Genomic DNA, 13,255 nt, shown 5'->3' with positions numbered 1-13,255 from the left:
GCCTGCTAGGCGATGTGTTCGTCCGCCAGTTCCGCGTTGAGGCGGTTCGAGAAACGGTTCACCATGCGCTTGGCCTCGGCCTCGGGAAGCGTGACGCCGTAGGTCGCCTCCACGTCCGCCATGAAGCCGCGGGGCGTGGGGGCTCCGTTGCCGCTCTTTATCGACTCGCGGAAGACCTGGTAGTAGGCGTCCTCGTCCGGTTCGGCGGGGAGGGTGCCGCCGCCCTCGCCGAGTTCACGGGTGCGGCCGGGGGCGACGGGGATGGGGAAGCTGCCGGTTTCCTCCATGGAGGGTTCCGGGGTGGGGGGTTCTTCCTGGTGCCACTGGTCGAAGCCCGGGTCGTACGTAGGGTCGTAGCCGCCGTGGTACTGGATCTCCTCCGGGTGCCTGGCGTGCAGCCAGGGGCTCTCTTCCGGCTCGGGTTCGTGGTCGAGGTACTCGGGGTGGGGATCGCGGGGCAGTTCGGGGCGCTGCTCGCGGGCAGGCACCGCCGCGTCGGCGCGGCCGGCCGTGACCGGCTCGGGCCGGGGCGCCGGAGGCAGCAGTGCCGGTTCGATTCCCGCCGCCGCCAGGCCCGCCGGGGCCGTTTCCGCCAGGGGGACGCCGTAGCGGGCCAGGCGCAGGGGCATCAGGCTTTCCACCGGGGCCTTGCGGCGCCAGGCCCGGCCGTACCGGGAGCGCAGGCGGGCCTGGTAGACCAGGCGCTCCTGCTCCAGCTTGATGACCTGCTCGTACGAGCGGAGCTCCCAGAGCTTCATGCGGCGCCACAGCAGGAACGTCGGGACCGGGCTGAGCAGCCAGCGGGTCAGCCGGACGCCCTCCATGTGCTTGTCGGCCGTGATGTCGGCGATCCGGCCGATCGCGTGCCGGGCCGCCTCCACCGACACCACGAACAGGATCGGGATCACCCCGTGCATGCCGACGCCCAGCGGGTCCGGCCAGGCCGCCGCGCCGTTGAAGGCGATCGTCGCCGCCGTCAGCAGCCAGGCCGTCTGGCGCAGCAGCGGGAACGGGATGCGGATCCACGTCAGGAGCAGGTCCAGTGCCAGCAGGACGCAGATGCCCGCGTCGATGCCGATCGGGAAGACGTACGAGAAGTTCCCGAACCCCTTCTGCAGGGCCAGCTCGCGGACGGCGGCGTACGACCCCGCGAAGCCGATGCCGGCGATGATCACGGCGCCGAACACGACCACGCCGATGAGAACGCGGTGCATCCGGGTCAGCTGTATTGGCGCGGCCACCCGTACTCCCCTCCCTTACCTGTTGTTGCGCGCAACAGGGTGGCACATGTGTGCGGTGCACGTGGTGCCGGAGGGGTCAGCTCTTCTTCGTCGCCGTGGCGGAGGGCTTCTTCGAGGCCGAGCCCGAGGCCGACTTGGACGGGTTCGCGCTCGCCGAGCCGCCGCCCGCGCCGTTCGCCTCCGTCACCGCGGCCACCGCCTCCTTGGCGGCCTTCTTCGCCAGCTTGGTGAGGGTGTCCGCGCTCGGGGTCTCCTCACCGGCGAGACCGGCGCCGTTGTAGTCGAGGGTGACGACGACGTTCTCGACGCGGGCCACGACCGTCTGCTGCTTGAAGAGCCCTTCCTTCTTCTTCAGGTCGTAGCGCACGGCCGTCGCCTCGTCGCCCGTGCCGCTGACCGGCTCGGACTTGACGTTCTTCGCGCCGTCCACCGCCTGGACGTCCTCGACCTGCTTGGCGTAGTACTCCCGCGCCAGCTTGTCGCCCTCGCCGCGGGTGACGTCGGAGTCGAAGCGCAGCAGCGAGACGTTCAGCCAGCGGAACTGCGAGCCGTCCACGCCGTTGTTGTCCAGGCTGTTCCAGGAGCAACTGGCGCGCGCCGCCGTGTCGTTGGACGCGCCCTCCTTGCCCGACTTGCTCGCCTGCGGCACGAGATCGCTCAGGGTGCCCTTCGACAGCACGTCGCACGCCTCGGGCAGCTTGCCGTACGCGGCGGCCTGCACCGTGGGCGACGGGCTCGCCGAGGCCGAGGCGCTCGCGGAGCTCTTGCCCGCGTCGTCCGTGCCGGAGTCCGAGGAGCAGCCCGCGGCGATCAGCATCGCGGGGACGGCGGCCGCACCGACAACAGCGCGGGAGAGGCGCCTGGCTCGCTGGGGGCTCGGGTCACGCTGGACTGCTCGCTGCATGGTTCCTTCACTCATGAGACTCGTGGTTCCTGCCGTCGGATCGGGTCCGAGGGGCCACGGTACGCGGTGAGCACGGCGGGCGTTTTGGTTTCGCCGTCTTCGCGAACGGCCGCGAACGGACCTCAGCCGGCCAGCGCGTCCGCCAGCTCGGCCGCCAGATTCCGCGCCCTGTCCTGCATTTCCTTGCTGTCCGGGACGGTGCCGACGGTGGCCGGCTGCTCCTCGTACTGGATGGTCACGATGACGTTGGACGTGCGGAACGCCACAGTCACCGTGCGCTGCTGGACCGTCGAACCGGCGCTGCTCAACACGTCGTCCAGGAACGCCTCGTCGCCCACGTCGTCGAGGACGCGGGGCTGGAGGTCGGTGGGGGTGGCGGACGGCGAGGAGGAGGCGGAGGAAGCGGAGGGGTCCGGTTCCGAGGGGGTCGCCGAGGCGGACGCGGAGCCGCTCGGGGTGATGGTGGGGGCCACGGAGTCGGACTCGGTGACGGTCGGCACCGGGAGGTCGGCCGCCGTGCGCCGGTCGGCGAAGAGCTGCTCGGCCTGGGCGTCGTCGCTGACGCCGTTGTCGTAGGACACCACCCGCTCGAAGTCGATGAAGAGATGGTCGGTGGCGTCGGTGGACTCCACCTTCCAGCGGCAGCCGACCTTGCGGTCGGTGTCGTAGGTGAGGGTGGCGGTGCCCTCGTAGGCCTTCTCGCGCTGGTTCGCGTCGGCGATCTGCGGGATGCCGGGCAGCAGGACGTCGAGGGTGTCGGCGCTGACCGCGCCGCAGGGTTCGGGGAGCGTGCGGTAGCGGCCGGGCTCGGCCGCCGTCGTCGCCGTACCGGAGTCGTCCGCGTTGGAGCCGTCCGTGGTGCCGCCGTCCGCGGAGCCGCCGGTGCAGCCGGCCAGCAGGGCCGCGAGGAGCGCGGCGGCGCCGGATACGTACGCCTTCCGCTGCACGGTCGGCTCCTCTCGCTGCGGGTTAATCGTTTGCGGGGTGGGGGCGGCCCCTGCAGACAATGTGTATCGCACGCACTGCCGTGAACGCCGGTCCGTTGTCCCTTACGTTGACCTTGGCGCCGGTTTTGCGATTTGAGACTTGTGTTGCTTATCGGGGGAATGAGGGCGATATGTCGTACGTGGAAATGCCCGGCGCGAAGGTTCCGATCCGGATGTGGACGGATCCGGCGACGGTGGAGGACGTGGCCCTCCAGCAGCTGCGGAACGTGGCGACCCTGCCGTGGATCAAGGGTCTGGCGGTCATGCCGGACGTTCACTACGGCAAGGGCGCGACGGTCGGCTCGGTGATCGCGATGCGGGGCGCGGTGTGCCCGGCGGCGGTCGGCGTCGACATCGGCTGCGGTATGTCGGCGGTCCGGACGTCCCTCACGGTGAACGATCTGCCGGGGGATCTGTCGAGGCTGCGCTCGAAGATCGAGCAGGCGATCCCGGTGGGCCGGGGCATGCATGACGACGCCGTCGACCCGACCCGGATGCACGGCTTCGGCACGGCCGGGTGGGACGACTTCTGGGGCCGCTTCGACGGGATCGCGGACGCGGTGAAGTTCCGGCAGGAGCGGGCCACCAAGCAGATGGGGACGCTGGGCAGCGGAAACCACTTCGTTGAAGTGTGTACTGACACCGAGGGTGCCGTCTGGCTCATGCTGCACTCGGGTTCGCGGAACATCGGCAAGGAGCTGGCCGACTTCCACATCGGTGTGGCCCAGAAGCTGCCGCACAACCAGGGCCTGGTCGACCGCGACCTCGCCGTCTTCATCGCGGACACCCCGCAGATGGCGGCGTACCGCAACGACCTGTTCTGGGCGCAGGAGTACGCGAAGTACAACCGCTCGATCATGATGGCGCTCCTGAAGGACGTGGTCCGCAAGGAGTTCAAGAAGGCGCGGCCCGCCTTCGAGCCGGAGATCAGCGCGCACCACAACTACGTGGCCGAGGAGCGCTACGACGGGATGGACCTGCTGGTCACCCGCAAGGGCGCGATCCGTGCGGGCTCCGGCGAGTACGGGATCATCCCGGGCTCGATGGGCACCGGTTCGTACATCGTGAAGGGCCTCGGCAACCCGCTGTCCTTCAACTCGGCCTCGCACGGCGCGGGCCGGCGCATGAGCCGTAACGCCGCCATGCGCCGCTTCTCGACGAAGGACCTGGAGGAGCAGACGCGGGGCGTGGAGTGCCGCAAGGACTCCGGGGTCGTGGACGAGATCCCGGGTGCCTACAAGCCGATCGAGCAGGTCATCGATCAGCAGCGGGACCTCGTCGAGGTCGTGGCGAAGCTGAAGCAGGTCGTCTGCGTCAAGGGCTGACCGACCGCGGGGCCCGGGCCGTCCTGGCTCGGGCCCTTTCGCGCGTCAGGCCAGCTTCTTCTCCAGCAGCGTCACCGGGTACGGGCCTCTCGGGCCGTCCTTCGTGGGGTGTTCGCCGGTTGCCCGGCGGGGCGGTGTGGGCGGTGGTCATCAGGCGGTGGATGCAGCCGGCGTCGTCCGGGCGGGGGCCCCAGGCCGCGGGGTCGGTCCAGCACAGTTCCCAGGCGCCGGCCAGGTGGCCGCCCGTGTGGGCGAGCCAGACCTCGCCGTCCCGCATGCGGGCGAGGGTGCCGGCGTCGGTCTCGGCCGCCTTGCGGTAGGTCAAGTGCGGCCAGGTGGCGGGGGGTTGTTCCAGGAGGGCGGTTCGCAGGGTGTGCGTGAGGGCCGGCGCGTCCAGGGACAGGGCCTTGGTGACGTAGTGCTCGAGCGAGCCGTAATGAGTGGTGAGGGAGGCCAGGAACAGGCGCATCACCGACTCGGGGGCGCGGCCGTAGCCCAGCCAGGTCGGTGTCCGGCCGTCGTTCCTGGCCCGCCACTCGGCGAGGAGCGCCGGGGCCGCCAGCTCCGTGAGGCTGAAGTCCTCGATGACGGTGTGGTCGCCGACGCCGAGCAGTCCCAGGACCAGGGCCGCCAGCAGTCCCGTGCGGTCCTTGCCGGAGGCGCAGTGGAAGACCAGGGGCTGGTCCGCCTCGGCCGCCTCGGCGACCAGTTCCAGGGCCCGGCGGATCTCCTTCGTGCCGTCCTGCGCCACCTCCAGGTAGCGCTCCGCCAGATACGGGCCCGGATCCACGTCGGCGGCGAGCGCGGGCTGGTCGTAGGGGCGGTGCTCGATGCTGAGGTTGTGGTAGGCGAGGCCGTCGTGGTGCGGGACGCGGCCGCGGCTATCGATCTCCCAGGGATGGCGCAGGTCGATCACCGTGCGGATGCCCAGGGAGCGGAAGCGGGACCAGTCGGGGGTGGCTTCGGCCGGCTTGCTCAGGGAGTCCGCGCGGTAGAGCCGGGACGGGCGGACGCGGCGGCCGTCCGCGGCCGGACAGCCGCCCAGATCGCGGAAGTTGTGCAGGGCGTCGAAGCGTATGTGTCTGTCCACACCGATCGTTCTACTGGCCGTTCCGCTGCGCGCCCCCGGAAACGGAAAGACCGTCACAGGTCGCGGTGCACCTTGGTGTTGGACGCCTGGGCGCGCGGGCGGACCACCAGCAGGTCGATGTTGACGTGGCTGGGGCGGGTCACCGCCCAGGTGATGGTGTCGGCCACGTCGTCCGCGGACAGCGGCTCGGCCACGCCCTGGTAGACCTTGGCCGCCTTCTCCTCGTCGCCGCCGAAGCGGGTGAGCGCGAACTCGTCGGTCTTCACCATGCCGGGCGCGATCTCGACGACGCGGACCGGCCGGCCGACGATCTCCAGGCGGAGGGTCTCCGCCAGGACGTGGGCGCCGTGCTTGGCGGCGACGTACCCGCCGCCGCCCTCGTAGGTGCTGTGGCCCGCGGTGGAGGAGACGACGACCACCGTGCCGTCGCCGCTCGCCTCCAGCTTCGGGAGCAGGGCCTGGGTGAGGTTGAGGGTGCCGATGACGTTCGTCTCGTACATCGTGCGCCAGTCGGCCGGGTCGCCGGTGGCCACCGGGTCGGCGCCGAGGGCTCCGCCGGCGTTGTTCACCAGGACGCCGATGGTCCGGAAGGCGGTGGCGAACTCGTCGACCGCGGCGCGGTCGGTGACGTCCAGCTGGTAGGCCGCCGCCGAGTGGCCGGCCGCGCTGATCTCCTCGGCCAGCGCCTCGACGCGGTCCTTGCGGCGGGCGGTGAGGACGACCCGGTATCCGGCCGCCGCGAGCCGGCGTGCGGTGGCGGCGCCGATTCCGCTGCTCGCACCGGTGACGACGGCGATGCGGGAGGCGGCGGAGGGTGCGGCGGTGGCCATGGGGGTGCTCCTCGGGGCGGACCGGTGGACGGTCTCGGGTCGACGGACTGTCCGGCCAGGATAGGCGGGCGGTGGGACAATGAAACGGGTGATCCCCACTGTGGGAGGTGGACCATGGGACAGGCACGTGAGGTCATGGACCGGCTCACGGAAGCGATCACGACGGCGGACCAGAAGACCATCGGCGAGCTCTACGCGCAGGACGCCGTCGCGATCACGCCCGACGGCGGTGAGCTGCACGGCCGGGAGGACATCGCCGCGTACTGGCGGCAGATGACGGAGGCGATGCCGGAGGCCAGGTTCGAGTCGGTGCACGCGTACGAGGTCGGCGACACGGCCATCGACGAGGGCATCTACACCGGCCGGAACACGGGGCCGATCCAACTCCCCACCGGGGAGACGCTGCCCCCGACGCAGAAGGAGATCAGGATCCGCGGGGTGGACTTCGCCACCGTCGACGACACCGGGCACATCGTCGACTACCGGCTCTACTTCGACGAGATGGAGTTCCTCGACCAGCTCGGCCTGCTGCCGCCCGGCTGATCCCCGGGCTGATCCCCCGGCTCAGCCGCCTCGCGGGGCGTACATGATCACGGCCATCCCCGCGAGGCAGATCAGCGCGCCCGTCACGTCCCACCGGTCGGGCCGGTAGCCGTCCGCGACCATGCCCCAGGCGAGCGACCCGGCCACGAAGACCCCGCCGTACGCGGCGAGGATGCGCCCGAAGTTCGCGTCCGGCTGGAGGGTGGCCACGAAACCGTAGGCGCCGAGCGCGACGACGCCCGCGCCGGTCCACAGCAGCCCGCGGTGCTCCCGCACCCCTTGCCAGACCAGCCAGGCGCCGCCGATCTCGAACAGGGCGGCGACGGCGAAGAGGGCAGCGGAGCGGGCGACGAGCATGCGCAGCAGCTTCGCATACGGCCGTCCGCGGGCCGTCACCTGATGGAGGGCGCCTGTGACCCGCTCCGCGTGGGATACATCCGTACGACGAGATGACCGGCGGTGTGCGATCGCGGAGGAGTGGGCGGTATGCGGAGTGTGCGGGTGCTCGGGACCGGGGTCGCGGCGGTGCTGCTGGCGGCGGGCGGGGCGGCCGGTGCCGGCGCCGCCGAAGGGCGGGAGGCGGATCTCGCCTATCACGGGGCCGCGTCCCTGGCCGCCGGTCAGGTCGACCTGCGGTTCACCCCGCGCAATCACGGGCCGGCGGCGGTACCGGACGCGACGGTACGGCTGCGCTGGTCCGAGCCGCTCGCCGACCGGCAGGAACTGCCCGGTGGCTGCGCCCGGTCCGGGGCGCGGGCGGTGCTGTGCCGGGTGGGGGCGCTGGCGGCGGACGGGGTGGGGGAGCGGATCGCGCTGCGCGTGCAGCTCCACAAGGCCGCGTCCGAGGTGCGGCTGGAGATCGACACGGTGTGGAGCAGCGGGGCGGTGGACCGGAACCCGGACAACGACCGGCAGCGGGTGCTGATCCTGGACACCGGGGACGCGTACTACTTCTAGGGCTGCCGGGCGGTGGGAATAGTGGGCCCGGGGGTGCCGTTCCCAGGTATAGTTGAACAGTCAACAACCTGGAGGGTGAGCGGCCATGCAGTTCGGGATCTTCACCGTCGGCGATGTCACACCGGACCCCACCACGGGCCGGACGCCGACCGAGCGGGAGCGCATCAAGGCCATGGTCGCCATCGCGCTGAAGGCCGAGGAGGTCGGCCTGGACGTCTTCGCTACCGGTGAGCACCACAACCCGCCGTTCGTGCCGTCCTCGCCGACCACGATGCTCGGCTACATCGCGGCACGGACGGAGCGGCTGGTCCTGTCCACCTCGACCACGCTGATCACCACCAACGACCCGGTGAAGATCGCCGAGGACTTCGCGATGCTCCAGCACCTGGCCGACGGCCGGGTCGACCTGATGATGGGCCGCGGCAACACCGGCCCGGTCTACCCCTGGTTCGGCAAGGACATCCGCGAGGGCATCAACCTCGCCATCGAGAACTACAACCTGCTCCACCGGCTGTGGCGCGAGGACGTGGTGAACTGGGAGGGCACGTTCCGCACGCCCCTGCAGGGCTTCACCTCCACGCCCCGCCCGCTGGACGGCGTACCGCCGTTCGTCTGGCACGGTTCCATCCGCTCGCCGGAGATCGCCGAGCAGGCCGCCTTCTACGGCGACGGCTTCTTCCACAACAACATCTTCTGGCCGGCCGACCACACCAAGCGGATGGTCGAGCTGTACCGGACCCGCTACGCCCACTACGGGCACGGCACCGCCGAGCAGGCGATCGTCGGACTCGGCGGGCAGGTGTTCATGCGGAAGAACTCCCAGGACGCGGTGCGCGAGTTCCGCCCGTACTTCGACGACGCGCCGGTCTACGGCCACGGGCCCTCCCTGGAGGACTTCACCGAGCAGACCCCGCTGACCGTCGGCTCGCCGCAGCAGGTGATCGAGAAGACCCTGTCCTTCCGCGAGTACGCCGGTGACTACCAGCGCCAGCTGTTCCTGCTGGACCACGCCGGACTGCCCCTGAAGACCGTGCTGGAGCAGCTCGACCTGCTCGGCGAGGAGGTCGTGCCGGTGCTGCGCGAGGAGTTCGCGAAGAACCGCCCGGCCGGTGTCCCGGAGGCTCCCACCCACGCTTCCCTGATCAAGAAGGCCCAGGAGGTGACCGTCGCATGAAGCTCGTCGTCGTCTCGGCGGGGCTGAGCGTCCCGTCCTCCACCCGGCTGCTCGGCGACCGTCTCGCCGCCGCGGCCGCCGGGCGGACCGGGGCCGAGGTCGAGGTCGTGGAGCTGCGCGACCTCGCGGTGGAGATCGCACACCATTTCACCAACGGTTTCCCGGGCCGGAAGCTGGCCGCCGCGCAGGACGCGGTCACCCGGGCCGACGGCCTGATCGTCGTCACGCCGGTGTTCTCGGCCTCGTACAGCGGACTGTTCAAGTCGTTCTTCGACGTCCTGGAGCAGGACGCGCTGGCCGGGAAGCCGGTGCTGGTCGCCGCGACCGGCGGCACCGCCCGGCACTCGCTCGTCCTGGAGCACGCCCTGCGCCCGCTCTTCGCCTACCTCAAGGCGGTGGTCGTCCCGACCGGCGTCTACGCGGCCTCGGAGGACTGGGGAGCGGAGGGCCTGGACGGCCGCGTCGAGCGGGCGGCGGGTGAGCTGGCCGCGCTGATGAGCGGGCTGAGCACGACGAAGGCCGCCGGGGCGGAGCGCCTGGTGCCGTTCGCGGAACAGCTCGCCGCGCTGCGGCCCACGGGGTGAGAGGCCGGTAAGAGGGCCCCGGGTGAGCTGCTCGGCACGCCGTAGGACGGGCCGGGTTGGCACACTGAGCACCGTGCCTCAGACCGTGCTCCTCGCCGAAGACGACCGCGCCATCCGGCATGCCCTGGAGCGTGCCCTGACCCTGGAGGGCTACCGGGTCATCGCGGTCGCCGACGGCGTGGAGGCGCTGGCGCAGGCCCACACCGCACCGCCGGACGTGCTCGTCCTCGACGTGATGATGCCCGGCATCGACGGCCTCCAGGTCTGCCGGGTGCTGCGCGCCGAGGGCGACCGCACGCCGATCCTGATGCTGACGGCGCTCGTGGAGACCCAGGACCGTATCGCGGGCCTGGACGCGGGCGCCGACGACTACGTGGTCAAGCCCTTCGACGTCGAGGAGGTCTTCGCCCGGCTGCGGGCGCTGCTGCGCCGCACGGGACAGGCCGAGGCCGCGCCCCCCTCCGTAGCCGACGCACCGAAGCCGGAGCCGGAGCCCGAGCCCGATCGGGTGTTGGAGGCGGCCGGGCTGCGCATGGACCTCCAGGCGCGCCGGGCCTGGCGCGGCGGGCGCGAACTGGAGCTCACCCGCACCGAGTTCGAGCTGCTGGAACTGCTGGTGCGCAACGCCGGGATCGTCCTCGACCACGCCACCATCTACGACCGCATCTGGGGCTACGACTTCGGCCCCGGCTCCAAGAACCTCGCCGTCTACGTCGGCTATCTGCGCCGCAAGCTCGACGAGCCCGGCGCCCCGCCGCTGATCCACACGGTGCGCGGGGTGGGTTACGTGCTCCGGGAGAACTGAGTGGCCCGCTTCGGCCGGCTGCTGCGGCGCCCGCGGCCCCGGCTGGTCTCCCTGCGCACCACCTTCGCGGTGTCCTTCGCCGCCGTCACCGCCGGGGTCACCGTCCTGGTCGGCATCCTGTCCTACAGCGCCGCCGCCCGGCTGGTGCGGGTGGACCAGCAGTCCGTGTTCGACGAGGTCGTGCAGGACGTGCGCAGCGAGGTCCGCAACCGGCGGATGGAACCCGTCGACTTCTCCTCCACCGCCCCCGGCCACGACCTGGTCCGCCCCGCCCGCACGGACGTGCAGGTCCTCGGCGCGGACGGCTCCGTCTACGACCCCGGCCGCCCCGGCCTGCCGGTCACCGACGCCGACCGGCGGATCGCCGCCCAGCGGGTCTCCGGGCGCACGGTCGTGCACGCGGACGTCGATGTCGGCGACGACGTCTACCGCGTCGCCACCGTCTCGTTCGGGGGCGGGCGGGGAGCGGTGCAGATCGCGCAGGAGTTCAGCAACACCGAGGATCTGCTGCGCGCGCTCCAGCAGCGGACCCTGATCCTCATGTCGGCGGTCGTGGTCGCGGCCGGGCTCTTCGGGTGGTGGCTGGCCCGGCGCATCACCCGCCGGCTGATCGTCCTCACCACCGCCGCGGAGGACGTGGCGCGGACCCGGCGGCTCGGCATCCAGGTGCCGGTCACCGGATACGACGAGGTGGGGCGTCTGGGGCGGGCCTTCGACCGCATGCTGGGCCGGCTCGCCCAGTCGGAGGAGGACCAGCGGCGGCTGGTGCAGGACGCGGGGCACGAGCTGCGCACCCCGCTGACGTCCCTGCGCACCAACATCTCGCTGCTGCGCCGCATCGAGGAGTTCCCGCCGCAGACCCGGGACGAGCTGGTCGCCGACCTCGCCCAGGAGGCGCGTGAACTGACCGACCTGGTCAATGAGCTGGTGGACCTGGCGGCCGGGCAGTCCGACTCCGAGCCGCCGCAGCGGGTGGACCTCGCCGAGGTCGCGGAGGACGTGGCGGGGCTCGCCCGGCGCCGCACCGGTCGGCGGATCGTGGTGCGGGCCAGTGGCGATACGACGACGGTCGGGCGGCCCGGGATGCTGCAGCGGGCCGTGTCCAACCTGGTGGAGAACGCGGCGAAGTTCGACCGGGGCGGGACGGCGCCGATCGAGATCAATGTGGCGGGGCCCGCGGTGCACGGGACTGTCCGGGTGGAGGTGCTGGACCGGGGGCCCGGGATCACCGACGACGACCTCCGGCATGTGTTCGACCGGTTCTACCGGGCCGCGGATGCGCGGTCCCTGCCGGGGTCGGGGCTGGGGCTGTCGATCGTGCGGGAGGTGGCCTTCGCGCACGGAGGTGCGACGTTCGCTGCGCGGCGGGCGGGGGGCGGGTCTGTTATCGGGTTCACGGTGGGGGGTGGTTGAGTCGCGTGGTCGGGTGCGGGCCGGTGGGGGCCGGTCGCGCTCACGGAGCCGCATATGGACACTGTCCCGCGCCCCTGGGTGAGCCCTAGCATCCGGCGTTATGTTGAGCCGTGAAGAGGCGCTTGCGCTGGACGCCATCGATGACGCCGACATCGGCCGTACCCTGCTCGAACTGATCGCGATACCCAGCGTCACCGGGAGCGCGGCCGAGTCCGAGATCCAGCATCACCTCGCCCGTCGCCTCGAACTCCTCGGGCTGGACGTCGACTTGTGGTCCATGGATCTCGACGCCCTGCGCTCCCACCCCGCCTTCCCCGGCTCCGAGGCCCCCCGCGACGAGGCGTGGGGGCTGGTCGGTACGACGGCCGGCGGGGACGGGCCGACCCTCGTCCTGCAGGGCCACGTCGACGTCGTACCCCCCGGGGACCCCGCCACCTGGCCCGGCGACCCGTTCGTCCCCCGGGTCACCGGAGATCTCGTGCACGGCCGCGGCGCCTGCGACATGAAGGCGGGCCTGACCGCGCACCTCGCCGCGCTCGCCGCGATACGGGCGGCCGGGATCCGGCTGCGCGGGCGGGTCGCCGTGCACTTCGTCGTGGGGGAGGAGGACGGCGGTATCGGCGCCTTCGGGACCCTGGAACGCGGCTACCGCGGTGACGCCTGTGTCATCGCCGAGCCCACCGCGGGGAGCGTCATCACCGCCAACGCCGGAGCGCTGACCTTCCGCCTCGCGGTACCCGGCAAGTCGGCGCACGGCAGCTCGCGCGAGCAGGGCGTGAGCGCGATCGACGCCTACCTGCCGCTGCACCGGGCGCTGGCCCGCCTGGAGACCGAGCGCAACAGGGACCCCGCGCCGCTGATGGCCGAGTACCCGATCCCGTACGGCCTCTCCGTCGGTACCCTGCGCGCCGGTGACTGGGCGAGCAGCGTGCCCGATCTGCTGGTGGCCGAGGGACGGCTCGGGGTGCGGCTGGGGGAGGAACCGGCCGATGCGCGCGCGGAGTTCGAGCGGTGTGTGGCGCGGGCGTGTGCCGAGGATCCCTGGCTGCGGGAACATCCGGCGCAAGTGACGTGGCCCGGCGGGCAGTTCGCGAGCGGGGCGCTGCCGGACGGGCATCCGCTGGCGGAACTGGTGCGGGACGCCCGGTCCGACGCCGTCGGCGACGGCAGGCCGCGGGTGCGCGGGGCGACGTACGGCAGTGATCTGCGCCTGTACGCCGGGGCCGGCATCCCCACGCTCCAGTTCGGGCCCGGTGACATCCAGGTCGCCCACAGCGCGCGGGAGCATGTCTCGGTGCGCGAAGTCGTGGCCGCGGCACGGACGTTGGTGCCGGTGATCCTGCGGACCGTCGGGACGAGGTGAGCACCGGCGCCCGCGAGCGGGCCGGGCGCCGGTGCCGTGG

Annotated in this window: 14 protein-coding genes; 8 read left to right on the top strand and 6 right to left on the bottom strand. The window is 71.9% G+C overall.

The genetic code is table 11. From position 1 onward, the window contains the following. Window positions 1-5: 5 nt before the first annotated feature. From ACWD1Z_RS04420 to ACWD1Z_RS04410, 3 genes are all read right to left on the bottom strand, one after another. Window positions 6-1,241: a DUF2637 domain-containing protein gene (locus tag ACWD1Z_RS04420; protein WP_451115371.1), complete on the bottom strand. Its 1,236-nt coding sequence runs from the start codon at window positions 1,239-1,241 to the stop codon at window positions 6-8. Window positions 1,242-1,317: 76 nt separating this feature from the next. Next, on the bottom strand, window positions 1,318-2,145 hold the full coding sequence (locus ACWD1Z_RS04415) for a DUF3558 family protein (RefSeq protein ID WP_451115369.1): 828 nt from the start codon (window positions 2,143-2,145) through the stop codon (window positions 1,318-1,320). A 122-nt stretch (window positions 2,146-2,267) separates the two neighbouring features. Continuing rightward, the gene (locus ACWD1Z_RS04410; RefSeq protein ID WP_451115367.1) at window positions 2,268-3,092 is read right to left on the bottom strand and encodes a DUF3558 domain-containing protein; all 825 of its coding nucleotides are present in this window, start codon (window positions 3,090-3,092) and stop codon (window positions 2,268-2,270) included. 170 nt (window positions 3,093-3,262) lie between these two features. On the opposite strand from ACWD1Z_RS04410, the gene ACWD1Z_RS04405 reads away from it, so the two are divergent. Continuing rightward, window positions 3,263-4,456 (top strand): RtcB family protein, encoded by a 1,194-nt coding sequence (locus tag ACWD1Z_RS04405; protein WP_451115366.1) that lies wholly within the window; start codon window positions 3,263-3,265, stop codon window positions 4,454-4,456. On the opposite strand, the gene ACWD1Z_RS04400 is transcribed toward ACWD1Z_RS04405, so the two are convergent. Beyond that, window positions 4,446-5,546, bottom strand: coding sequence for a tyrosine-protein phosphatase (locus ACWD1Z_RS04400; protein WP_451115364.1), 1,101 nt, complete (start codon window positions 5,544-5,546; stop codon window positions 4,446-4,448). The two genes, ACWD1Z_RS04405 and ACWD1Z_RS04400, sit on opposite strands and share 11 nt — an antisense overlap. Window positions 5,547-5,599: 53 nt before the next feature. Beyond that, the gene (locus ACWD1Z_RS04395; protein ID WP_451115362.1) at window positions 5,600-6,376 is read right to left on the bottom strand and encodes an SDR family NAD(P)-dependent oxidoreductase; all 777 of its coding nucleotides are present in this window, start codon (window positions 6,374-6,376) and stop codon (window positions 5,600-5,602) included. Between the two features lie 114 nt (window positions 6,377-6,490). Between ACWD1Z_RS04395 and ACWD1Z_RS04390 the strand changes: the two genes are divergently transcribed. Continuing rightward, a complete protein-coding gene (locus tag ACWD1Z_RS04390; RefSeq protein WP_451115361.1) occupies window positions 6,491-6,919 on the top strand; it encodes an ester cyclase in 429 nt (142 codons plus the stop codon). A gap of 21 nt (window positions 6,920-6,940) precedes the next feature. On the opposite strand, the gene ACWD1Z_RS04385 is transcribed toward ACWD1Z_RS04390, so the two are convergent. Continuing rightward, window positions 6,941-7,276 (bottom strand): YnfA family protein, encoded by a 336-nt coding sequence (locus tag ACWD1Z_RS04385; RefSeq protein WP_451115468.1) that lies wholly within the window; start codon window positions 7,274-7,276, stop codon window positions 6,941-6,943. Between the two features lie 129 nt (window positions 7,277-7,405). Between ACWD1Z_RS04385 and ACWD1Z_RS04380 the strand changes: the two genes are divergently transcribed. From ACWD1Z_RS04380 to ACWD1Z_RS04355, 6 genes are all read left to right on the top strand, one after another. Next, on the top strand, window positions 7,406-7,876 hold the full coding sequence (locus tag ACWD1Z_RS04380; protein WP_451115360.1) for a hypothetical protein: 471 nt from the start codon (window positions 7,406-7,408) through the stop codon (window positions 7,874-7,876). An 85-nt stretch (window positions 7,877-7,961) separates the two neighbouring features. Further along, entirely contained in the window at window positions 7,962-9,050 is a 1,089-nt protein-coding gene (locus ACWD1Z_RS04375; RefSeq protein WP_451115358.1) for an LLM class flavin-dependent oxidoreductase, read from the top strand. Next, window positions 9,047-9,634, top strand: a complete 588-nt coding sequence (locus ACWD1Z_RS04370; protein WP_451115357.1) for a CE1759 family FMN reductase — start codon at window positions 9,047-9,049, stop codon at window positions 9,632-9,634. The genes ACWD1Z_RS04375 and ACWD1Z_RS04370 overlap by 4 nt, the downstream gene beginning before the upstream one ends. A gap of 73 nt (window positions 9,635-9,707) precedes the next feature. Then, complete coding sequence (locus tag ACWD1Z_RS04365) at window positions 9,708-10,439, top strand: response regulator transcription factor (protein WP_451115356.1); 732 nt, start codon at window positions 9,708-9,710, stop codon at window positions 10,437-10,439. Continuing rightward, on the top strand, window positions 10,440-11,852 hold the full coding sequence (locus ACWD1Z_RS04360; RefSeq protein WP_451115355.1) for an ATP-binding protein: 1,413 nt from the start codon (window positions 10,440-10,442) through the stop codon (window positions 11,850-11,852). It begins immediately after the preceding gene. Window positions 11,853-11,952: 100 nt separating this feature from the next. Next, complete coding sequence (locus ACWD1Z_RS04355) at window positions 11,953-13,215, top strand: ArgE/DapE family deacylase (protein ID WP_451115353.1); 1,263 nt, start codon at window positions 11,953-11,955, stop codon at window positions 13,213-13,215. Window positions 13,216-13,255: the final 40 nt, after the last annotated feature.

The sequence above is a fragment of the Streptomyces sp. NPDC002784 genome (genome assembly GCF_053592135.1).
Note: the sequence above shows the minus strand (reverse complement) of the source record. Positions and strands in the feature narration are given on the sequence as shown.